This is a genomic window from Bradyrhizobium sp. A11 (assembly GCF_042077125.1).
GTDB classification, from domain to species: Bacteria; Pseudomonadota; Alphaproteobacteria; order Rhizobiales; family Xanthobacteraceae; genus Bradyrhizobium; species Bradyrhizobium japonicum_B.
The window spans coordinates 942,960-963,905 of record NZ_CP149509.1 but is presented as its reverse complement, the minus strand read 5'-3'; the positions used below and the strand labels follow the sequence as shown (position 1 = coordinate 963,905).

At 66.0% G+C, this 20,946-nt stretch carries 17 protein-coding genes and 1 pseudogene; 10 read left to right on the top strand and 8 right to left on the bottom strand.

Annotated features, from left to right (window positions below):
• Positions 1-12: 12 nt before the first annotated feature.
• Positions 13-1,863 (bottom strand): ABC transporter ATP-binding protein/permease, encoded by a 1,851-nt coding sequence (locus WI560_RS04460; RefSeq protein WP_375307039.1) that lies wholly within the window; start codon positions 1,861-1,863, stop codon positions 13-15.
• A 196-nt stretch (positions 1,864-2,059) separates the two neighbouring features.
• Here WI560_RS04460 and rpmE point away from each other — a divergent pair, with 196 nt between their 5' ends.
• Positions 2,060-2,287, top strand: a complete 228-nt coding sequence (rpmE, locus tag WI560_RS04455; RefSeq protein ID WP_011084323.1) for a 50S ribosomal protein L31 — start codon at positions 2,060-2,062, stop codon at positions 2,285-2,287.
• A 200-nt stretch (positions 2,288-2,487) separates the two neighbouring features.
• Here the strand turns inward: rpmE and WI560_RS04450 are convergent.
• A pseudogene (locus WI560_RS04450) lies at positions 2,488-2,995 on the bottom strand (DUF1465 family protein).
• Positions 2,996-3,487: 492 nt separating this feature from the next.
• The gene (locus WI560_RS04445; protein ID WP_375307038.1) at positions 3,488-3,679 is read right to left on the bottom strand and encodes a DUF1192 domain-containing protein; all 192 of its coding nucleotides are present in this window, start codon (positions 3,677-3,679) and stop codon (positions 3,488-3,490) included.
• Positions 3,680-3,795: 116 nt separating this feature from the next.
• Between WI560_RS04445 and WI560_RS04440 the strand changes: the two genes are divergently transcribed.
• Together WI560_RS04440 and WI560_RS04435 are read left to right on the top strand one after the other, a co-directional pair.
• Entirely contained in the window at positions 3,796-4,794 is a 999-nt protein-coding gene (locus WI560_RS04440) for an NAD(P)H-quinone oxidoreductase (protein ID WP_375307037.1), read from the top strand.
• A 139-nt stretch (positions 4,795-4,933) separates the two neighbouring features.
• Entirely contained in the window at positions 4,934-7,810 is a 2,877-nt protein-coding gene (locus tag WI560_RS04435) for an EAL domain-containing protein (RefSeq protein ID WP_375307036.1), read from the top strand.
• A 189-nt stretch (positions 7,811-7,999) separates the two neighbouring features.
• On the opposite strand, the gene WI560_RS04430 is transcribed toward WI560_RS04435, so the two are convergent.
• A complete protein-coding gene (locus WI560_RS04430; protein ID WP_375307035.1) occupies positions 8,000-8,260 on the bottom strand; it encodes a hypothetical protein in 261 nt (86 codons plus the stop codon).
• A 154-nt stretch (positions 8,261-8,414) separates the two neighbouring features.
• Here WI560_RS04430 and WI560_RS04425 point away from each other — a divergent pair, with 154 nt between their 5' ends.
• Positions 8,415-9,911: a diguanylate cyclase gene (locus tag WI560_RS04425; protein ID WP_375307034.1), complete on the top strand. Its 1,497-nt coding sequence runs from the start codon at positions 8,415-8,417 to the stop codon at positions 9,909-9,911.
• Positions 9,912-10,016: 105 nt separating this feature from the next.
• Here the strand turns inward: WI560_RS04425 and WI560_RS04420 are convergent, their stop codons facing one another.
• On the bottom strand, positions 10,017-10,892 hold the full coding sequence (locus WI560_RS04420) for a UTP--glucose-1-phosphate uridylyltransferase (RefSeq protein ID WP_028138479.1): 876 nt from the start codon (positions 10,890-10,892) through the stop codon (positions 10,017-10,019).
• 219 nt (positions 10,893-11,111) lie between these two features.
• On the opposite strand from WI560_RS04420, the gene WI560_RS04415 reads away from it, so the two are divergent.
• Positions 11,112-12,509, top strand: coding sequence for a lytic murein transglycosylase (locus tag WI560_RS04415; RefSeq protein WP_375307033.1), 1,398 nt, complete (start codon positions 11,112-11,114; stop codon positions 12,507-12,509).
• A 171-nt stretch (positions 12,510-12,680) separates the two neighbouring features.
• Complete coding sequence (locus WI560_RS04410; RefSeq protein ID WP_375307032.1) at positions 12,681-14,390, top strand: DUF459 domain-containing protein; 1,710 nt, start codon at positions 12,681-12,683, stop codon at positions 14,388-14,390.
• 173 nt (positions 14,391-14,563) lie between these two features.
• On the opposite strand, the gene WI560_RS04405 is transcribed toward WI560_RS04410, so the two are convergent.
• The gene (locus WI560_RS04405) at positions 14,564-14,932 is read right to left on the bottom strand and encodes a CsbD family protein (protein ID WP_028138482.1); all 369 of its coding nucleotides are present in this window, start codon (positions 14,930-14,932) and stop codon (positions 14,564-14,566) included.
• A gap of 83 nt (positions 14,933-15,015) precedes the next feature.
• Entirely contained in the window at positions 15,016-15,753 is a 738-nt protein-coding gene (locus tag WI560_RS04400; RefSeq protein ID WP_375307031.1) for an SDR family NAD(P)-dependent oxidoreductase, read from the bottom strand.
• A gap of 97 nt (positions 15,754-15,850) precedes the next feature.
• Here WI560_RS04400 and WI560_RS04395 point away from each other — a divergent pair, with 97 nt between their 5' ends.
• Together WI560_RS04395 and WI560_RS04390 are read left to right on the top strand one after the other, a co-directional pair.
• Positions 15,851-16,630 (top strand): SDR family NAD(P)-dependent oxidoreductase, encoded by a 780-nt coding sequence (locus tag WI560_RS04395; RefSeq protein ID WP_375307030.1) that lies wholly within the window; start codon positions 15,851-15,853, stop codon positions 16,628-16,630.
• Between the two features lie 98 nt (positions 16,631-16,728).
• Positions 16,729-17,616 (top strand): TauD/TfdA family dioxygenase, encoded by an 888-nt coding sequence (locus WI560_RS04390; RefSeq protein ID WP_257176668.1) that lies wholly within the window; start codon positions 16,729-16,731, stop codon positions 17,614-17,616.
• A 200-nt stretch (positions 17,617-17,816) separates the two neighbouring features.
• Here WI560_RS04390 and WI560_RS04385 read toward each other — a convergent pair whose 3' ends face one another.
• Complete coding sequence (locus WI560_RS04385; protein ID WP_028138486.1) at positions 17,817-18,461, bottom strand: YqgE/AlgH family protein; 645 nt, start codon at positions 18,459-18,461, stop codon at positions 17,817-17,819.
• A gap of 142 nt (positions 18,462-18,603) precedes the next feature.
• On the opposite strand from WI560_RS04385, the gene WI560_RS04380 reads away from it, so the two are divergent.
• Both WI560_RS04380 and WI560_RS04375 read left to right on the top strand, forming a co-directional pair.
• Complete coding sequence (locus tag WI560_RS04380; protein WP_375307029.1) at positions 18,604-19,443, top strand: protein-disulfide reductase DsbD domain-containing protein; 840 nt, start codon at positions 18,604-18,606, stop codon at positions 19,441-19,443.
• 116 nt (positions 19,444-19,559) lie between these two features.
• A complete protein-coding gene (locus tag WI560_RS04375) occupies positions 19,560-20,927 on the top strand; it encodes a flippase (protein ID WP_375307028.1) in 1,368 nt (455 codons plus the stop codon).
• The last annotated feature ends 19 nt before the right edge of the window (positions 20,928-20,946 follow it).

The window sequence follows — 20,946 nt, the reverse complement described above, 5'->3', positions numbered from 1 at the left end:
GAGCGAAGCCCCTCACGCCCCCTCGAACTGCAGCCGCGCCAGCCGGGCGTAAAGCCCGTTCGCGGCGACGAGCTCGGCATGGGTGCCCTGCTCGACGATCCTGCCCTGGTCCATCACCAGGATGCGGTCGCAGGACAGCACGGTGGCGAGGCGGTGCGCGATCACCAGCGTGGTGCGGTGGCGCATCAGTTCTTCCAGCGCAGTCTGCACCAGCGTCTCGCTTTCGGCGTCGAGCGCGGAGGTGGCCTCGTCGAGCAGCAGCAGCGGCGCATCGCGCAGGATGGCGCGCGCGATCGCGATGCGCTGGCGCTGGCCGCCTGACAGCGTCACGCCGCGCTCGCCGAGCGGGGTCTGGAAACCTTCGGGCAGGCGGCGGATGAATTCGGCGGCATGGGCAAGCTCGGCGGCGCGCTCGACCTCGGCATCGGTGGCATCGGGCCGGCCGAAGCGGATGTTCTCGCGGGCGCTCGCGGCGAACACCACGGATTCCTGCGGCACCAGTGCGATGCGCGCGCGGAAATCCCTGGGGTCGGCGGACTTGACCGGCACGCCGTCGAGCGAGATCGAGCCGCTGCGCGGGTCGTAGAAGCGCAGCAAGAGGTGAAAGATCGTACTCTTGCCGGCGCCGGATGGGCCGACGATCGCAACCTTCTCGCCGGGGCGCACGGTGAATGACACGGCATCGAGCACATTGGTGTCGCGCCGCGCCGGATAGGCAAAACTGACCTGATCGAACCCGACCTCGCCGCGTGCCGGCACCGGCAACGCGCGCACTGAGGCGGGCGCGGTGATGTCGGGCTTCACGTGCAGGATCTCGAACAGGCGCTCGGCCGCGCCGGATGCCGCGGAGACTTCGCCCCAGACCTCGCTGAGCTGGCCGAGGCCCGCCGCGGCGAACACCGCATACAGCACGAACTGACCGAGCCGGCCCGGCGAAATCGCGCCGGTGAGGACGTCATGCGAGCCGATCCAGAGGATCGCGACCACGCTGGCGAACACGATGAAGATGATGATGGCTGTGAGCACGGCGCGCGCCTGGGTCGAGGTGCGCGCGGCCTCATAGGCGTGCTCGACCTCGCCGCCGAAACGCTTCTCCGCGAACCCTTCGCTGGTATAGGCCTGCACGGTGCGGATCGCGCCGACCAGCTCGCCCGCATATGCCGAGGCCTCGGCGAGCGTATCCTGCGCGTTGCGCGACAGCCGCCGCACCCAGCGCCCGAAGGCAACCAGCGGCAGCACGATCAAGGGGATGGCGAGCAGCACGAAGCCCGACAGCTTCGGGCTCGTGATCACCATCATCGCCGTGGCGCCCAGGAACATCATCAGATTGCGCAGCGCGATCGACACGGAGGCGCCGACGGCCGATTTGAGCTGGGTGGTGTCGGCGGTGAGCCGCGAGATCAATTCGCCGCTGCGCGCGGAATCGAAGAAGGCGGGGGAGAGCGAGAGCAGATGAGCGAAGACGTCGCGCCTGAGGTCGGCGACGATGCGCTCGCCGATCGTCATCACGAGGTAGTAGCGCGCGGCGCTGGCGAGCGCGAGCACGCCGACCACCGCGAGCATCACCGAGAAGTAGCTGTTGATCAGCTCGATGCCCTCGGGCGTCAGGCCGAAATCGATCATCCGGCGGACGGCGATGGGCACCAATAGCGTGGTCAGGGCCGCGACCGTGAGCGCGACGAAGGCCAGCGCCGCCCGGCCGCGATAGCGGCCGACATAGGGCGCCAGCGCGAGCAGCGGCCGCAGCTTGGCGCGGCCCTTGGCCGGCGCTTCGATCAGCTCGGCTTCGATCGAGGTTGTGTCCGCGGCGTTCATTCCGGGCTGATCGACATATTGGTCATCAAGCCGTTCCACTGCGCTCATGAGATCTGGCCCATTGCATTCGTTTGCTCCCAATAGGCCGGTGCAAGGGTAGTGGCAAATCCGGGATGTCCCTTAGGGGCAAACCCGGTTCAGCCGCGCAAGCCCGCTTGTTTTGACTGATATCGTGAGGTATAGAGCCGGCCAAATCCGTCATTTGCGAGCCACCGAACAGGCGCCGGGCGCCGAGGAATTTGCCATGAAAGCCGAAATTCATCCGGATTATCATACGATTAAGGTCGTGATGACCGACGGAACCGAGTACCTGACCCGCTCCACTTGGGGCAAGGAAGGCGACACGCTGAACCTCGACATCGACCCGAAGTCGCACCCGGCCTGGACCGGCGGCAACGCCCAGATCATGGACCGCGGCGGCCGCGTCTCGCGCTTCCAGAAGAAGTTTTCGGGCTTCCTGAAAAAGGATTGATCTGGCCCGCAGGGCTGGAGACGAAAAACGCCCCCGGGAAACCGGGGGCGTTTTTGTTTGCCGTCATTCAGGGGCGCCCGAAGGGCGAGCTACGATGCGCAATTGCGCATCTGAGAATCCATAACCACGATCGGGAGTATGGATTCCGGGCTCGCGCCAAGTGGCGCGTCCCGGAATGACGACCGAGGTTGTTGACAATATTACCGCTCGAACGCGGCCTTCAGCGCGTTGAGGTGCGGCACCAGCGGATTGCCGATTGCGACGTGCTCGGCCGGCGGCGTGTGAATCGTGGTGTCGAGGCGGCGCACGCGGGTCTGCAGGCTCATCGAGCGATGGATCAGGTCCTGGAGCTGCGCGGGCAGCTTCTCGATGGTGTCGGCGGGGCCGGGATCGGCGGCGCTGAGCTTGACCTTGGTCTTCTCGCGATTGGCCTGAACAAGCGTCATCTCGCCTTCCTTCACCGCGGTGCAGCAGCAGCCACGAGGCGAGCTGCATCAGGCGGGTGGTGAGACGCATGCTCTCGGTCGCGTAGGTGAGGCTGACGGCACGGTCGAGCGCCTTGGCCTCGGTGCGGCCGGCGCCGTCGAGATAGGCGGCAGTCTCTTCTACCAGATCCATGCCCTCGCGGAACAGAACGCCGAACGCCGCGGAATTAGTGAACCGCTCGCTCAGTTGAACGAGCGCGCCGTCGGCCTGCAAACGTTCCATGGTTAACGCCTCTTACGCAACTGTTTGACTGTCCGGCTTTGGCGCCGGCTTTATGATGAACAAATCATTGCGCGGGCGAGACGCGGAGTCCAGTGACAAGCGCGGATATGGTTTCCGCGGGTCATTCCGAGGAATTCAACCGGGAATAGACACAAAAAAAGAGCCGCCGGAGACCGGCGGCTTTGAAAGTTGATAACAGGGAGGCGTCAAACAGAGTGGACAGGAGCCACTCGGTGTCCAAACGAGGACAGTTCCAGTCATAAACCCGAAAGCTTAATCTGGAGTAAACGAGCGATTTTTTTGACGGTTCGTTAGCCATGTCGGCCAGTGGCCGAGTGCGGTGCGATGGCGTCTCTCTCGCCGCCGTCATTCCGGGGCACGACGAAGTCGTGAGCCCGGAATGACGGCGGGACTGATCGAGGTGGGTCCTGGCTCTGCGGAGCAGCGCTACGCGCTCCACCGCGTCCGGGACACGACAAGAGAGGCCCGCGACTACTTCTTGAAGAAATGATCCGCCGCATCGCGCGAGGCGCGCTTCTTGGTGGCGGCTTCCTCCAGTCTTGCGATCTCGGTCTTGAGCAAGTTCACGCGCTCGGTCAGTTCTTCGACCGACAACAGTGAGAGATCCTGTCCGATCTCGTGGCTGATCTTTTTGCGGGGGCGGTCGTTGTCTTCCGTCGCCATTCTCGCTCCTCCTCTCGTCCGCGGACCGGACCCCACGTCTGAGGCGGTTGCCAGTCCGGACTGCGGTGGCTAATCAAAGGCCTGGTTCATCCCGCACCTTTGCTCAAGGACACATCATGGACAAGCTGCCCGCGCAAATGACCGTGGTCGCCATCTCCAAGCCCGGCGGACCGGAGGTGCTGATCCCGGAACAGCGCAGCCTGCCGCAGCCCGGCCCGGACGAGATCCTGGTCAAGGTGATGGCCGCCGGCGTCAACCGGCCCGATGTCGCACAGCGCTCCGGCGCCTATCCGCCGCCGCCCGGCGCCAGCGACCTGCCCGGCCTCGAGATCGCCGGTGAGGTGGTCGCGGTCGGCAGCAACGCCAAGCGGCACAAGGTCGGCGACAAGGTGATGTCGCTGGTCGCCGGCGGCGGCTATGCGCAGTACTGCATCGCCCAGGACGCCCAGGCCATGAGCGTGCCGCCGGCGCTGTCAATCAAGGAAGCCGGCGCGCTGCCGGAGACCCTGATGACGGTCTGGCACAACGTGTTCGAGCGCGGCGGCCTCAAGGCCGGCGAGACGCTACTGATCCATGGCGGTTCCTCCGGCATCGGCACCATGGCGATCCAGCTGGCGAAGGCGTTCGGCGCCAAGGTGTTCGTCACCGTGGGATCGCAGGACAAGTGTGATGCCTGCCTCAAATTGGGCGCCGACCGCGCCATCAACTACAAGACCGAGGACTTCGTCGCCGTGGTCAAGGAAGAGACCAACAAGGAAGGCGTCAACCTGATCCTCGACATGGTCGCCGGCGACTATGTCGACCGCAACTACGACGCCGCCGCGGTCGATGGCCGGATCGTGCAGATCGCGACCCTCAACGGACCCAAGGTCAGCGTCAACATCGCCAAGCTGATGGTCAAGCGCCTCACCCATACCGGCTCGACCCTGCGCCCCCGTACGAATGCGGATAAGGCGGCGATGGTGGCCGCAATCGAGCAGAAAGTGATGCCGCTCTTGCGCGAAGGCCGCGTCAAACCGCTGATGGACAGCACTTTCCCGCTGGAAAAGGCCGCCGACGCGCATCGGCGCATGGAAACCAGCGCACATATTGGCAAAATTGTGTTGGAGGTCTAGGCCGCTGACCCACAGGGCGGGCCGGAAACCCTTTGATTTTCCTCGCTTTCGTGGCATCTATCGCGACGCACCGGACCACTTCGGTCCGGTCTGAAATCAGCTCTTACTCAGAGTTTGCGTCGAACGCGGAGAACTGACCTTGCGTCTGATCAGGTGCCTCGCGCCCATCGCGCTGGGCCTCATGATTCTCGTCGCCGCGTATCCCGCGCGCGCGCTCGACGCCGTCAGCGTCCGCAGTGACGCGCCCGCGATCGACCTCACCGGCGTGCTCGAGCATCAGCGCAGCGATGCCGACCGCATCCAGGTCTCCACCGCGCCCGGCACCGACGGCATCGTCCGCCGCATCGAGGTGCGCGCCCGCGAAGGCGGCCAGAACTGGGTGGTGTTCGCGCTCGCCAACAACACCGACGACCAGCTCGACCGTCTGATCGTCGCCCCGCATTACCGCATCGTCTCCTCAGGGCTGTTGTGGCCGGATCTCGGCCTGTCGCGCATCGCCACCATCACGCCCTCGACCGGCGACCGGCCGGAGCGGCAGGAAAGCCCGACCGCAGACGTGTTCCGCATCACGCTCGACCCCGGCGCCGTCATCACCTTCGTCGCGGAGCTGCGCACCGACAAGCTGCCGCAGCTCTATCTGTGGGAGCCGGAAGCCTACAAGGACAAGGTCAACTCGTTCACGCTGTACCAGGGCATCGTGATCGGCATCTCCGGCTTGCTCGCACTGGTGCTGACCATTCTGTTCGTGGTCAAGGGCAGCATCATGTTCCCGGCCGCCGCGGCGCTGGCCTGGGCCGTGCTGGTCTATATCGGCGTTGATTTCGGCTTCTGGGGCAAGGTGCTCGACATGTCGAACAACGCCGAGCGCATCTGGCGCGCGGCGGGCGAGGCGATCCTGGCGGCGACGCTCCTGGTGTTCCTGTTCGCCTACCTCAATCTCAGCCGCTGGCATGTGCGCTATTCCCACATCACGATCGGCTGGCTCGCCTTCCTGGGATCGCTGGTGGCGCTCGCGCTGTTCGATCCGGCGGTGGCCTCGGGCATCGCGCGCATTTCGCTGGTGCTGATCGCTTTCGCGGGCTTTGCGCTGATCGTCTATCTCTCCACCCACGGCTTCGACCGCGCCGTGCTGCTGATCCCGACCTGGTTCCTGCTCGTCGTATGGGTGGTCGCGGCCGGCATGACCGTCGCGGGCTCCGTGACCAACGACATCGTCGGCCCGGCCCTGCTCGGCGGCCTCGTGCTGATCGTGATGCTGATCGGCTTCACGGTGATGCAGCACGCCTTCGCAGGCGGCGGCGCCACCACCGGCGTCGTCTCCGACATCGAGCGGCGCGCGCTGGCGCTGGCCGGCTCGGGCGATCTGATCTGGGACTGGGATGTCTCCGCCGACAAGGTCTTCACCAGCCCCGAGACCGAAGCCCTGCTCGGCCTCAAGCGCGGCACGCTGGAAGGGCCCGCGGCCTCCTGGTTAGAGGTGCTGCATCCGCTCGACCAGGACCGCTTCCGCGCCGCGCTCGACAGCGTGCTCGACCAGCGCCGCGGCCGCCTGGTGCAGGATTTCCGCCTGCGTACCCCGGACGGCCATTTCATGTGGTTCGCGCTGAAGGCCCGCCCGGTGGTCGGCTCGGACGGCGAAGTCTCGCGCGTGGTCGGCACGCTCACCGACGTCACCGAGCTGCGCAACGCCGAGGAGCGCCTGCTGCACGATTCCGTTCACGACAACCTCACCGGCCTGCCCAACCGCAAGCTGTTCATGGACCGGCTGGGTGCGGTCGCCAACTTCGCCAAGACCATGCCGACGCTGCGGCCGACCTTGATGGTGATCGACCTCGACCGCTTCAAGCAGGTCAACGATTCCGTCGGCATCGCGGTCGGCGATTCCATCCTGCTCACCCTCGCCCGCCGCCTCACCCGCATCCTGAAGCCGCAGGACACGCTGGCCCGCATGGCCGGCGACCAGTTCGGCCTGATCCTGCTGTCGGAGCAGGACCCCGCCCGCATCACCGCCTTCGCCGAGACCATCCGCAAGACCATCCGCGCGCCGATCGCCTTCAACGACCGCGAGATCTTCCTCACGGCGTCGATCGGCCTCGCGCTGTCCGATCCGCAAACCCAGCTGACCGACGAGATCATCAAGGACGCCGAGCTGGCGATGTATCATTCCAAGCGCATCGGCGGCGATCGCATCGACGTCTACAAGCCGGCGATGCGGGCGCGGAAGACCGATCGCCTGACCCTGGAGAGCGAGCTGCGCCGTGCCATCGAGCGCCAGGAGCTCACGATCCTGTACCAGCCAATCGTGCGGCTGGAGGATCGCTCGGTCGCCGGCTTCGAAGCGCTGGTGCGCTGGGACCACCCCAAGCTCGGGCGCATGGCGCCGTCGGAATTCATCAGCATCGCGGAAGAGACCGGCCTGATCGTCGACCTCGGCATGTTCGTGCTCGACCAGACCGCCAAGCAGCTCTCGGTGTGGCAGCGCGCGATGCGCTCGCGCGAGCCGATCTTCGCCTCCGTCAACGTCTCGTCGCGGCAATTGCTGCGCCACGACCTGATCCACGACATCCGCACCGTGCTGTCGCGCTCCTCGGTGGCGCGCGGCACGCTCAAGCTCGAATTGACGGAATCGCTGGTGATGGAGAACCCGGAGCACGCCGCGCAGATGCTGACGCGGATCCGCGAGCTCGGCACCGGGCTCTCGCTCGACGATTTCGGCACCGGCCATTCCTCGCTGGCCTATCTGCAGCGCTTCCCGTTCGACACCATCAAGATCGACCAGTCCTTCGTGCGCACCACCAACCGCGGCACCCGACCGGTGATCCTGAAGTCGATCATCGCGCTCGCGCACGACCTCGGCATGGACGTGGTGGCCGAGGGCGCCGAGACCGATTCCGACGCGGTCGAGCTCTACCAGATGGGCTGCGAATACGCCCAAGGCTTCGCTTTCGGCGAGCCGATGGACGCCGACGCCGCGATGCGGCTGCTGACGGAAGTGCGGCTGGAAGCGGCGAGCTGATCGCTCTCTTACCCTCCCCTGGAGGGGGAGGGTCGGCTCACATTGAGCGCAGCGAAATGTGAGACGGGGTGGGGTGACAGTCTCTCCACGTCCAGCGGTGCCCGAGTGGAGAGATCACCCCACCCCGCTCGCGCTTCGCGCGATCGACCCTCCCCCTCCAGGGGAGGGTGGACGGCGTGCCCTACGATACTATCGCCGCCGCTCCTTCTGCTTCCTGAACCGCACGCTGGCACCGTCCGGCATCCGTGTCGCGACGAAGCCCGCGGCGAGGCAGGCTTCCCGCTGCGGCATCTGGATGTCGGGACTGCGCAGGCTGTCCCACCACGAGGCACGATTGGCCGCGCGCGGCAGGGCCGCGCCGATGATCTCCTCGATCTGCTCGAAGCTCAGCACTAGTTCGTCCTGCTTCTGCCGCATCAGATAGTCGCGCAACGCGTCGTAGTCGTTCACAATCGTCCTCTCGTCCGAAAGCGGGCCTGCTCACGCCGGGTCTGCCCAAAACCGTGGCCTGCGTAAACCGATTCTTAACTCAGTACGGCAGCGCCGTCCCGCCTTAAACATCGCGCAAGCTTTCGGGCGCATCCACTTATGTCGGGAGCAAACGATGCTGTCTGGATGGCGCGACGCCATGGCCCGCCGGCCGTGGCGGATTTCGGCGAAACTGCTGATCATCTCGTCCATCGTGACGGTGATCGGCTTTTCCGCCGTTTGCGTCAACGTGATGCTCGACATGCGCCGCGGCGAGGAGGCGCTCGCCCGCCAGACGCTGGAGAACCTCGCGACCACGATCCAGTCCGACGTCAGCCGCAATTTCGAGATCTACGATTTGTCGCTGAAGGCGGTCGCCAGCAACATGCTGCTGCCCGAACTCGCGACGGTGTCGAAGCCGATCCGTCACCTGATCCTGTTCGACCACGCGACGACGGCCAGGCATTTCGGCGCCATCCAGGTGTTCGATGCCGAGGGCCGGCTGACCATCGACGCCTCCACGCTCGATCCCCTCCCCGAGAACCGGAGCGAGGAGGATTACTTCAGGGTCCATCGCGACAATCCCGGCATCGGGCTGTTCATCAGCCGTCCCATACTGTTTCGCGGCGCTTATGCGATCGTGCTGAGCCGGCGCATCAGCGACACCGACGGCGGGTTCCTGGGCGTCGTCGCCGGCTCGATCCGCTTCAGCTATTTCCACGAATTGTTCGAGCAGCTGAAGCTCGATCCCGAAGACACCATCACCGTCCTCAAGCGCGACCGCACCATCATGATGCGGCGGCCATTCGATCTCGACATCATCGGCACCAACCTGAACGATCGCCGCAGCTGGAGGGCCGACAATCTCCGGATCGGGGCCGCCTATTCGGGACAGGGTCCGGTCGACCCGACGCCGCGGCTCTATGTCCGCGGCGGCGACAGCGGACCGCTGTTCGTGGTGGCGGGCAAACCCCTGACCGCCGTCTTCGCGCTCTGGGAGAAGGAGGCGTTCCGCATCGGCGCCGTGGTGCTGGCGCTCGCGCTGTTCGTGCTGGGGTCGACGCTCGTGCTGGCGCGCGAGATCGGCCGGCGCGCCGAGGCCGAGCGCAAGCTGGAGGAGATGGCGACGACCGACGCGCTCACCGGCCTGAAGAACCGCCGCAAGTTCGATTCCGTCATCGACGTCGAATGGCGGCGCGCCATGCGCCAGAAGGCGCCGATCGCGCTGGTGATGATCGATGCCGATCACTTCAAGGCCTACAACGACAGCTTCGGTCATCAGGCAGGGGACCAGGTGCTGGTCGGCATCGCCATTTGCATTTCCGATTCGGTGAGCCGGGCCGGCGATTGTGCCGCGCGCTATGGCGGCGAGGAATTCGCCGTGCTGCTGCCGAATACGTCGCCCACCGACGCCTTCAAGGTCGCCGAGGCGATCCGGACCAAGGTGCAAGGCTGGTCCGATGAGCAGGTGATTTCGACGGTGTCCTGCGGCGTCGCCAGCCTGGTTCCCACCGCCGGCATGGACTGGTCGATCCTGGTCGCCGCCGCCGACAAGGCGCTCTACGCCGCGAAGGCTGGCGGCCGCAACCAGTCGGTGGTCGCGAGCCTGCCGAAGCTGTCGCTAGTGGCGTGACGAGCTCTCTCCTCGTCATTGCGAGGAGCTCTTGCGACGAAGCAATCCAGGCATTCTCCGTGGAAAAATTCTGGATTGCTTCGCTTCGCTCGCAATGACGGCGCGCTACTGCCCCAGATACTTCTTCATCTCCGCGATCAAGCCGTCGCGCAGCTCGGGGCGCTTCAGGCCGTAGGCGATGTTGGCGCGCAGGAAGCCGGGCTTGGAGCCGCAATCGTGGCGCTCGCCCTCGAACTCGACGCCGTAGAACTTCTGCGATCTGGCAAGGCCGATCATGGCGTCGGTGAGCTGGATCTCGCCGCCGGCACCGCGCTCCTGCGTTTCCAGGATCTTGAAGATCTCGGGCTGCAGGATGTAGCGGCCGGTGATCGAGAGGTTCGAGGGCGCGGTGCCCTTGGCCGGCTTCTCGACCATTCCGTCGACCTCGAACATCTTGCCGCTGCGCTTGCCGACGCCGCAGATGCCGTATTGATGGGTGAGATGGTCGGGCACCGCCTCGACCGCGACCAGATTGGATTTCTCGCCGAGCGATGATGCCATCTCGATCATCTGCTTGAGGCAGCCGGGCGTGTTGAGCACGAGCTCGTCGGGCAGCACGACGGCGAACGGCTCGTTGCCGACGATGTCGCGCGCGCACCAGACCGCGTGACCGAGGCCGAGCGGCGCCTGCTGACGCGTGAAGCTGACGGCGCCCGCGTCGGGCTGGTTCTGCGCCAGGATGTCCTGCTCGGCCTTCTTGCCGCGCGCCGCCAGCGTCGCGTCGAGCTCGTACATCCGGTCGAAATGATCTTCGATGACGTTCTTGTTGCGGCCGGTGACGAAGACGAAGTGCTCGATGCCGGCCTCCCTCGCCTCGTCATAGACGTACTGGATCAGCGGCTTGTCGACGATGGTCAGCATTTCCTTCGGCATCGCCTTGGTGGCGGGCAGGACACGGGTGCCGAGGCCGGCGACGGGGAATACGGCTTTGCGAATTTTCATGTGATTGATCGAATACCTGAGAGCCGATGGGAACGGAGCTGGGAACGGAGCAATGGCATTTGCTAACCTGTTTGCAGCCGCCAACAAAGGCGGATGTGGGGCCTCACCCGCGCAGAGTTAAGAAAAAGGCCGCCACCAAAATTTCACCTTTGTTAAGCTATTGGCAACCGTAACCAGGCCTCCTGATGGCGGATTTTTGAAAAGCCCGATGGGTGGGACATGATGCGATCGGTGGCAGGACAGGCAAGACGGACGGTATCCGCGACCGGCGCGATGATGGTTGCGGCCGCTATGCTGCTGCCCGCCGGCGCGCACGCTCAGGCGCAGAACGGCCTGTCCAACCTGTTCGGCGGCATCTTCTCCGGCTCCAACGCGGCGCCCTCTCAGCCTGCGCCGGGACCCGGCGGCGGTCAAACGGGAGCATTGCCCTGGACCGGCGAGGACGGCGCCTCCGGCCATCCCTTGATGACGGCGGCAGCGATCCGCGAGGCCGCCGGCAATTTCAACAATTGCGTCGCCGGGATGTGGCCCGATGCCGCACGGCGCGGCGTCACCCAGGAAAACTTCCAGCGCTTCACGGCCGGCCTCAGCCCCGATCTGCGCATCATGGACCTCATGGATTCGCAGCCCGAATTCACCAAATCGATCTGGGCCTATCTCGACATCCTCGTGAACGACAACCGCCTCGCCAAGGGCCGCGAGATTCTCGCCACATACAAGGCGCAGTTCGACGCCACCGAGAAGGCCACCGGCGTCGATCGCTACATCATCGCCTCGATCTGGGGCATCGAGTCCAACTACTCGACGCAGATGGGCGACCGCAGCGTGCTGCAATCGACCGCGACTCTCGCCTGCATCGGGCGCCGCCAGGCCTATTTCAAGGACGAGTTCCTGTCGGCGCTGGAGATCCTCAACCGCGGCGACCTCAGGCCGGAGCAGATGCGCGGCTCCTGGGCCGGCGCCTTCGGCCCGACCCAGTTCATGCCGACCGCGTTCAAGCGCTTTGCCGTCGATGGCGACGGTGACGGACGGCGCGACGTCGTCGACAATCCCACCGATCTGATCGCATCGACCGCCAACAATCTGAAGAAGGATGGCTGGCAGGCCGGCCAGACCTGGGGCTACGAGGTCGTGGTGCCCCAAGGCTTCAACTACGTGCTGGCCGACCGCGCCAAGGCGATGCCGATCACGCAATGGGAGAAGCTCGGGCTGAAGCGGGCGACTGGGCAGGCGTTCCCGCATCCGGCGGAGAAGGCCTACCTGCTGGCGCCGGCAGGCGCGCAAGGACCCGGCTTCCTGATGCTGCAGAACTACCGCGTCATCATGAAGTACAACCCGGCCGAGGCCTATGCGCTGGCGATCGGCCATTTCGCCGACCGCCTGCGTGGCGGGCAGCCCTTCGTGCAGCCCTGGCCGCGCCAGGAGCGCGAGCTGTCGCGCACGGAGCGGCTGGAGCTGCAGCAGCTGCTGGCCCAGCGCGGCTTCTACAAGGGCACCCCGGACGGCCAGTTCGGTGGCCAGACGCGGGAGGCGCTGCGCAACTTCCAGGCCTCGATCGGGGTGCCGGCCGACGGCTTTGCCTCCTCCGACGCGCTGGATCGGCTGCGCGGACGGTAGAATCGCCCCGAAAGTGACCCTGAACAGGGATTTCGCCCGCCGCGCTTGACGCAGGCGGCTGTTCCCCGGTGTATGGGGCAAGAATCTGCAACGGAATTTGCCCGTTTCGCGCCCGATTCCGTTACTATATTGAGCCACTTCCGATCCCCGTTTGCGCGTGCCCGAGATCGCATGTCGAAGAAGTCCCTGTTCAAGGCACTGACCGAGACCGGCCCGTTGATCGCGCTGGGGACGGCGCTTGCGATCCTGGTGGTGGTCGCAGGACCTGCCTCGGCGCAGTTCTTCAACTTCCCCGGCTTCGGCGGCCCGCCGCAGCGCTCGGCGCCGCCGCCCCCCCGAGGTGGTGGAGGCGGCGGCTGGTTCGGCGGCGACTTCTTCGCACCGTTCCAGCAGCAACAGCAGCAGGCGCCGCGGCAGGATTTTTCGCGCGCCCCGGCGCCGGCCAAGCGCGACACCATCCCCGAGAAGAACGTGCTGGTGCTCGGCGATGCCATGGCCGACTGGCTCGCCTACGGCCTGGAGGATGCCTACGCCGAGCAGCCCGACATGGGCGTGATCCGCAAGCACAAGACCGTTTCCGGCCTGATCAGGTACCAGCCCAAGGGCGAGCCCTCGGACTGGGCGGCGGCGGCAAGGGGCATCCTCGAGACCGAAAAGCCCGACGTCATCGTCGTCATGCTCGGCCTCAACGACCGCGCCGCGATCCGCGAGCCTGCGGCCGAGAAGACGGACAAGCCCGCTGCGGACAAGGACAAGAAAAACGACAAGGGCGCGCGCGGCAAGCCGCCGGCAAAGCCGGGCGAGACGAAGCCCGGCACCGACAGCGCTGCCAAACCCGAGGACAAGCCGGCCGATGCCGACCTGCCGCAGGACGACGCCGACAACGCCGACACGCCTGCGGCCGCGCCGGAAAAGACCGCGCGCAATCCGAACGGCCTCTACGAATTCCGCGACGAGCGCTGGATCGAGCTCTACAGCAAGAAGATCGAGGAGCTCGCGGCCGTCCTCAAATCCAAGGGCGTGCCGGTGCTGTGGGTCGGCCTGCCGGCGGTTCGCGGACCCAAGGGCACCGCGGATACGCTGTTCCTGGATTCGCTCTATCGCGAAGGCGCGGCCAAGGCCGGCATCACTTATGTCGACGTCTGGGACGGTTTCGTCGACGAAGCCGGCCGCTTCCTGCAGAAGGGCCCAGACTTCGAAGGCCAGATTCGCCAGCTGCGCAGCTCTGACGGCGTCTATTTCACCAAGGCCGGCGCACGCAAGCTCGCGCATTATGTCGAGCGCGAGATCACGCGCCTGCTGGCCGGACGCTCCGGCCCGATCGCGCTGCCGAGCGAGCCCGCGACCCCCGACACCAGTGCCGAGCCCGGCAAGCCCGCGCCGCGGCCGCTGGCCGGGCCGATCGTGCCGCTGGTCGCGGCCTCGATCTCGACCGATCAATTGCTGGGCGGCCCGGGCTCGCGTCCCGCCGCCGTCGATGCGCTCGCTGCCAGGACGATGGTGAAGGGTGAGCCGCTGGCAGCGCCGGCCGGCCGCGCCGACGATTATGCCTGGCCGCGCCGCGAAGTCGGCCGCGAGCAGGCCAAGGGCGATACGCCGATGGCCGCGACGACGCCTGAGGGCAACGCCGCCAATCCGACCGCGGCTGGCGCCGCCGGCGCGATCGGGCCGCCGAAACTGGCGCCGAAGAAGCCGCCGGTGCCGCCGCAGCAGCCGGCGCAGGCGCCGCCCTCGTTCCGCGATTTCTTCGGCTTCGGCTCGCCGCAGCCAGGACCGCCGCGTCAACTGGCGCCGGCGCCCGGCCCGCGCAATCCGGCTCCCAATCCGGGGATCCCGCGTCCGCCGGGCAACGTCGGCCGCTCCGCCGAGATGTTCCGGTAAGCGAAGGTCTCGTGTCCCGGACGCGACGCAGCACCTCTTGGTGATGCGGCGCAGAGCCGGGACCCAGCTCCTCTCACGACATTCAACAAAAGAATGGGCCCCGGCTCAGCAGCGCACCACTGCGTGATGCGCTGCGTCCGGGGCACGAGAAACGTGAGCTCTTGGCCCAGCCGTTAATAGCGCCAGCGCGGCGGCGGACGGCGGGCGGGGCGAGACATCAGCAGCGCGAGCGCAAAACCGATGCCGCCGGCCACCATCAGGGCGCCGAGCGGATTGTCCTGCACCTTCTTCGACAGCGCCTGCGTGCCATCGCGGAAGGTGTCGCCGCTGTTCTCATAGGCGTCCTTGGCGTAGCTCGTCGCGGTGTCCGCGGCATCGCGCACGGCATCCTTGGCCTGGCCGTAGAGATTCTGCACCGTGCCCGCAGCCTCCCGCGCCTTGCCCGATGCCTGCGTCTTGGCATCGCCTGCCAGGTCTCCGATCGCGCCTTCCGCGCGCCCGGCATATTCCTTGGCCGATCCAACAATCCGATCCGTGTCCATGATGCTCCTCCTCGGGGGTCAGCCCAAGTAACCGATCAGGAGCAGCGCAGTTCCAAGCGATGACGAAAGTGTTGCCCGGACGGCTACAAAATCAGCCCGCCATCGACGACCAGAGTCTGGCCGATGATGTAGGACGACAGCGGCGAGGCCAGGAACAGCGCCGCGCCCGCCATGTCGGCCGGCGTGCCCAATCGCCGCAGCGGGATGCGCGCGAGCGCGCCTTCGAGGCGCTTGGGATTGTCGGTCGTCACCTTCGTCATCTTGGTGTCGACGAGGCCGGGTGCGATGCCGTTGACGCGGATGCCGTCCTCGGCCCAGGCCTCGCCGAGGGTTCGCGTCAATCCGACTGCGCCGGTCTTCGACGCGTTATAGGCGGGATTGCCCATGGTGGAATGATAGGCCGCGGTCGATGACACCATGATCAGCGCGCCCTTGGCATCCCGCAACATGGAATGAAACCGCGTCGCACAGGCCATCAGGCTCATCAGGTTGACCTCGACCACCTGGCGGAAGCCGGCCATCTCGAACTCGCCGCGGCGATAAAGCACCGCGCCTTGCGCCAGCACGAGCACGTCGAGCCTGTCGAAGGACGGCTTGAACGTCTCGATCGCACCGGGATTGCTGACGTCGAGCTGCGCGTAGGAAAGGCCCGTGAGATCGGAGCCTTCTTCCGCAGAATATTCCGCTGCGCGAGCCCGCGTGCCGCACACCGCGACCTGCGCGCCCCGCGTGCGAAAAGCCTGCGCGATGCCGTTGCCGATCCCGCTCGAGCCGCCGACGACCAGCACCTGCTTGCCTGAGAAATCGAGCTCGTTCGCCATGGCGGCCTCCCTTTTGTCTTGCTTTGTTTGACCTGTCTGCGGATCGATGCCAGCCTTGTCAATCATAACAAGAAAAGCAGCGTTCCGAGGAAACAACATGTCCGAATTCAAGGAGCTCAGCCGGTCCGTCAAGAGCCTGACCGTTCTCGTCACCGGCGCGGCCAGCGGCATGGGGCGTGCCACCGCGCGCGTGTTCGCCGCCGAGGGCGCCAACGTCGCCGTCACCGATTACGACGCGCAGGGCGCGCAGGCGGTGGCTGCGGAGATCGCCGCGAGCGGTGGTGCAGGAAAAGCGTGGAAGCTCGACGTTGCCGACGGCGGCGAGATCAAGCGCGTGGTGAATGACGTCGCCGCGCATTTCGGCGGGCTCGACATCATCGTCAACAACGCCGGCATCTCCGTCCGCGTCGCGATCGACGACGAAAGCTATGAGGACGCCTGGGCCAGGGGCATTGCGGTGATGCTGACGGCGCATCCGCGCATCATCCGCGCCGCGCTGCCGCATCTGCGCAAGTCGAGATGCCCGCGCATCGTCAACATCGCCTCGACCGAGGCGCTCGGCGCCACCGCGTTGCACAGCCCCTATTCGGCGGCGAAGGGCGGCGTTGCCAGCCTGACCCGCTCGCTCGCCGTGGAGTTCGGCCGCGAGGGCATCACCGTCAACTGCATCTGCCCCGGCCCGATCCGCACTGGGATCACCGACCGCATCTCCGAGGAGCACAAGACCATCTACGCCAAGCGCCGCACCGCACTCGGCCGTTACGGCGATCCCGAGGAGGTCGCGCATGTGACCTTGAGCCTGTGCCTGCCGGCGGCGTCCTTCCTCACCGGCGCGGTGATCCCGGTCGACGGCGGGCTGATGGCACGGAACGCGTGAGAGGCATGCGCGCCGCGCGTTGACAAGTACGAGCGCCGGAGTAGCTTTTTCGTCGACAGAGCGGGACCAACCGCTCGCGACACGCGGGAGAGAACGTCATGACGATCGCCATCCGGCAGCTGCAAAAACACTTCGTCGGCGAGGTGTCCGGCCTCGATCTGCGCAAGCCTCTCACCGAGGCCGAAGCACGCGAGGTCGAGGCCGCCATGGACAAATACGCGGTGCTGGTGTTCCACGACCAGGACATCACCGACGAGCAGCAGATGGCCTTCGCCCTGAACTTCGGTCAGCGCGAGGACGCCCGCGGCGGCAACATCACCAAGGCCGATGAATACCGCCTCACCTCGGGCCTCAACGACGTCTCCAACCTCGGCAAGGACGGCAAGCCGCTGCCGAAGGACAGCCGCGCCAATCTGTTCAATCTCGGCAATTGCCTGTGGCACTCCGACAGCTCGTTCCGCCCGATCCCGGCAAAGTTCTCGCTGCTGTCGGCGCGGGTGGTGAACCCGAAGGGCGGCAACACCGAGTTCGCCGACATGCGCGCCGCCTATGACGCGCTCGACGACGAGACCAAGGCGGAGATCGAAGACCTCGTCTGCGAGCACTCGCTGATGTACTCGCGCGGATCGCTCGGCTTCACCGAATACACCGACGAGGAGAAGGAGATGTTCAAGCCGGTGCTGCAGCGGCTGGTGCGGACCCATCCCGTGCACCGTCGCAAGTCGCTGTATCTGTCGTCGCATGCGGGCAAGATCGTCGGCATGAGCGTGCCTGAAGGCCGCCTGCTGCTGCGCGATCTCAACGAGCACGCGACGCAAGCAGAATTCGTCTACGTCCACAAATGGAAGCTGCATGACCTCGTGATGTGGGACAACCGACAGACCATGCATCGCGTCCGCCGCTACGACCAGTCGCAGCCCCGCGACATGCGCCGCGCGACGGTCGCGGGGACGGAGCCGACGGTACAGCAGCAGGCGGCGGAGTAGGCGCGGCATACGCTGCTGTCGTCCCGGACGAGCGCAGCGCAGATCCGGGACCCATAGCCACAGGGAGGAGTTTGACGAAGACTCGGAGTGACCGGTCTGCCTCAAACTTCAGCTCGGGAGTATGGGTCCCGGATCTGCGCGCGCTTGAGGCGCGCTTGTCCGGGACGACACCGAGAGTGGGGCGCTAGCGTCTGAACAAATTACGCGTGGCCCGCCTCGTTCGAGAGCATGCCGGGATCAATGCCGATCTTCTGCAAAGCGCGGGTGTATTTGTCGTCGACGTCGTCGCCGAAGATCAAATCCGCATCCGCATCGCAATGCAGCCAGCCGTTGCTCTGGATCTCGGTCTCGAGCTGGCCCGGCGCCCAGCCGGCATAGCCGAGCGCGAGAATGGCGTGCTTGGGGCCGGAGCCGCTGGCGATGGCGCGCAGGATGTCGACGGTCGCCGTAAGGCAGACGCCGTCGTCGATCCGCAGCGTCGCGTTCTCGATGTAGAAGTCGCTGGAATGAAGCACGAAGCCGCGGCCGGTATCGACCGGGCCGCCGCGCAGCACCTTCATGCTTTCGGCATTCTCCGGCAGCTTGATGTGCTCGCCCTTCTTGATGATGCCGAGTTGCTGCAACAGCTCGGGGAAGTCGATGCTGCCGGCCGGGTGGTTCACGATGATGCCCATCGCCCCTTCCGCCGAATGGGCGCAGAGATAGATCACCGAGCGCTCGAAACGGGAATCGCCCATCACGGGCATCGCGATCAGCAGCCGGCCGTCGAGATAACCGGCCGAATTGGGAAGCGCCGGACCCGCGCGGCGGGTGCTTTCGCCCGTTCTCTTTCCTGTGGGAGCCATCGGTGAAGCACTCCGGTTTCAATTCCTATCCTGATGTCGGCCCGGGCCGCTGTCAAATCAAGGCTTGCAGGGACGCGATTCGGCTGCATCCATCACAAGCAATTCAATGGTTTGCCCCGGGGCGACCCTGTAAAGACGTGCCATGCTGACGAGAGTTCCCCTGCGTGCGGCGATTGGCGTCGCGACAACCCTGCTTGCGTCGTCGCTGGCCATCGCAGCCCGCGCCGAAGACGCTTCGCCGTGGCAGCGCGACGGACATTCCGCGGTGCGGCTATTGGCGGGATCGCGCAGCGGCGCCGTCCTGCTTGGCGGTATCGCCTTCCAACTCCAGCCTGGATGGAAGACCTACTGGCGTACCCCCGGCGATTCCGGCGTTCCGCCGCGGTTCGACTTCTCGAAGTCGGACAATGTCGAAGCGGTGACGGTGATGTGGCCGGCGCCGCAAAAATTTGCCGACGGCGCGGGCGGCCATTCGATCGGCTATCGTGACCAGATCGTGCTGCCCTTGCGCATCGTCGCCAAGGCGGCCGACAAGCCCGTGACCTTGCGCGCCGAAATCAATTACGCCGTGTGCGAGAAGCTCTGCATTCCGGTCGAGGCCAAGGCCGAGCTCGGCTTCAACAGCGTCGCCTCGACCGAGGACGCCAATTTGCGCGCCGCGCTCGACACCGTGCCCAAGCCCGCCAATATCGGCGATCCCAATCCGCTCACCATCCGCGACGTCAAGCGCGACGGACCCAAGAACGTTGTCGTCGACGTGATCACGCCCGACAGCCGCAACGTCAATCTGTTCGTGGAAGGCCCGACGCCCGATTGGGCGCTCCCGATTCCGGCGCCGGTGCAGCACGGCCCGCCCGGCGTGATGCGGTTTTCCTTCGAGCTCGACGGTCTGCCGCCAGGCGCCAAGCCGGATGGTGCGGCGCTGAAATTCACGCTGGTCGGGCCGGAGAAGGCCTACGAGTTCAATACGAACTTGGAATGAGTGGCGCGCTGTCCGGGACGACACCGAGGATGGAACGCCACCCAACCCAATCTTAACGAATGGTTGCTAATCCCTCACCTGCCGCAGCATGCCGGGCGATCTGAGGGACCTTCGAATTGGCCGTGATGGATGCAGAACCCGCAACGACCGGACCGGCCGGGCTGATCGCGCGGCTGCGGGCCAGGCTGACGGGCGGGCCCAGCGAGGCCTCGCTGACGCGACGGCTCGCCGGCACCATCTTCATCATCCGCGTCATCAGCGCCGGGCTCGCTTATGTCTCGCAGGTGCTGCTGGCGCGCTGGATGGGCACGTCCGATTACGGCGTCTATGTCTATGTCTGGACCTGGGTGCTGCTGCTCGGCAGCATGATGGATTTCGGCATCTCGGCGTCGGCACAGAAGATCATTCCGGAATATCGCGCCAGCAACGACCAGGCGCTGCTGCGCGGCTTTCTGTCCGGCAGTCGCTGGCTGACTTTTGCCGTGTCGACACTGGTGTCGCTCGGCCTCGCCGGCATCGTCAGGCTGCTGTCGCCCTGGATCGATCCGGCCGAGCAGCTGCCGCTCTATATCGGCTGCATGACCCTGCCCGCCTTCGTGGTCGCCAACACGCAGGACGGCATCGCGCGCTCGCATGACTGGATGCAGCTCGGGCTGATGCCGCAATTCATCATCCGCCAGGGGCTGATCATCGCCATCACGGGCGCGGCCTTCCTGCTCGGCTACCATCTCGGCGCCGTCGCCGCGATGGTGGCGAGCGCCGGCGCGGTGTGGATCGCGATGACCGGGCAGATGCTGGTGCTGAACCGCAAGCTCGCCGATCACATGGAGCCCGGACCCAAGACTTACGACATAAGCGGCTGGCTCGCCGTCTCGCTGCCGATCCTCCTGGTCGAGAGCTTCTACTTGCTGCTGTCCTATACCGACGTGCTGGTGCTGCAGCAGTTCCGTCCCTCCGACGAGGTCGGCGTCTACTTTGCGGTGGTGAAGACGCTGGCGCTGGTCTCCTTCATCCACTACGCGATGTCGGCGACGACGGCGCATCGCTTTGCCGAATACAACGCAAGCGGCGACAAGGCGCGGCTGTCGGCCTATGTGGCGCATGCGATCAACTGGACGTTCTGGCCGTCGCTGGCGGCGACCATCGTGCTGCTCGCGCTCGGCAAGCCGCTGCTCTGGTTGTTCGGGCCGCAATTCGTGGTCGGCTACGACATCATGTTCGTCGCCGCGATCGGGCTCGTGGTGCGCGCCGCGATCGGGCCGGTCGAGCGGCTGCTCAACATGCTCGGTCAGCAGAAGATCTGCGCGCTCGCTTACGCGCTGGCCTTCGTGATGAACCTCGTGCTCTGCATCGCGCTGGTCCCGCGCTATGGCGGCCACGGCGCTGCTGCTGCGACATCAATCTCCCTCAGCTTCGAGACGGTGCTGTTGTTCTGGATCGTGCGGCAGCGCCTTGGCCTGCACGTGCTGGCGTTCGGGAAATAGGCGCTGCACGCCTCGATGC

What these genes read in the sequence shown, in the direction of transcription:
- WI560_RS04460 (WP_375307039.1), bottom strand. Translation starts at nt 1,863, where the DNA reads ATGAGCGCAGTGGAACGGCTTGATGACCAATATGTCGATCAGCCCGGA.
- rpmE (WP_011084323.1), top strand. Translation starts at nt 2,060, where the DNA reads ATGAAAGCCGAAATTCATCCGGATTATCATACGATTAAGGTCGTGATG.
- WI560_RS04445 (WP_375307038.1), bottom strand. Translation starts at nt 3,679, where the DNA reads ATGGCGACGGAAGACAACGACCGCCCCCGCAAAAAGATCAGCCACGAG.
- WI560_RS04440 (WP_375307037.1), top strand. Translation starts at nt 3,796, where the DNA reads ATGGACAAGCTGCCCGCGCAAATGACCGTGGTCGCCATCTCCAAGCCC.
- WI560_RS04425 (WP_375307034.1), top strand. Translation starts at nt 8,415, where the DNA reads ATGCTGTCTGGATGGCGCGACGCCATGGCCCGCCGGCCGTGGCGGATT.
- WI560_RS04420 (WP_028138479.1), bottom strand. Translation starts at nt 10,892, where the DNA reads ATGAAAATTCGCAAAGCCGTATTCCCCGTCGCCGGCCTCGGCACCCGT.
- WI560_RS04415 (WP_375307033.1), top strand. Translation starts at nt 11,112, where the DNA reads ATGATGCGATCGGTGGCAGGACAGGCAAGACGGACGGTATCCGCGACC.
- WI560_RS04410 (WP_375307032.1), top strand. Translation starts at nt 12,681, where the DNA reads ATGTCGAAGAAGTCCCTGTTCAAGGCACTGACCGAGACCGGCCCGTTG.
- WI560_RS04405 (WP_028138482.1), bottom strand. Translation starts at nt 14,932, where the DNA reads ATGGACACGGATCGGATTGTTGGATCGGCCAAGGAATATGCCGGGCGC.
- WI560_RS04400 (WP_375307031.1), bottom strand. Translation starts at nt 15,753, where the DNA reads ATGGCGAACGAGCTCGATTTCTCAGGCAAGCAGGTGCTGGTCGTCGGC.
- WI560_RS04395 (WP_375307030.1), top strand. Translation starts at nt 15,851, where the DNA reads ATGTCCGAATTCAAGGAGCTCAGCCGGTCCGTCAAGAGCCTGACCGTT.
- WI560_RS04390 (WP_257176668.1), top strand. Translation starts at nt 16,729, where the DNA reads ATGACGATCGCCATCCGGCAGCTGCAAAAACACTTCGTCGGCGAGGTG.
- WI560_RS04385 (WP_028138486.1), bottom strand. Translation starts at nt 18,461, where the DNA reads ATGGCTCCCACAGGAAAGAGAACGGGCGAAAGCACCCGCCGCGCGGGT.
- WI560_RS04380 (WP_375307029.1), top strand. Translation starts at nt 18,604, where the DNA reads ATGCTGACGAGAGTTCCCCTGCGTGCGGCGATTGGCGTCGCGACAACC.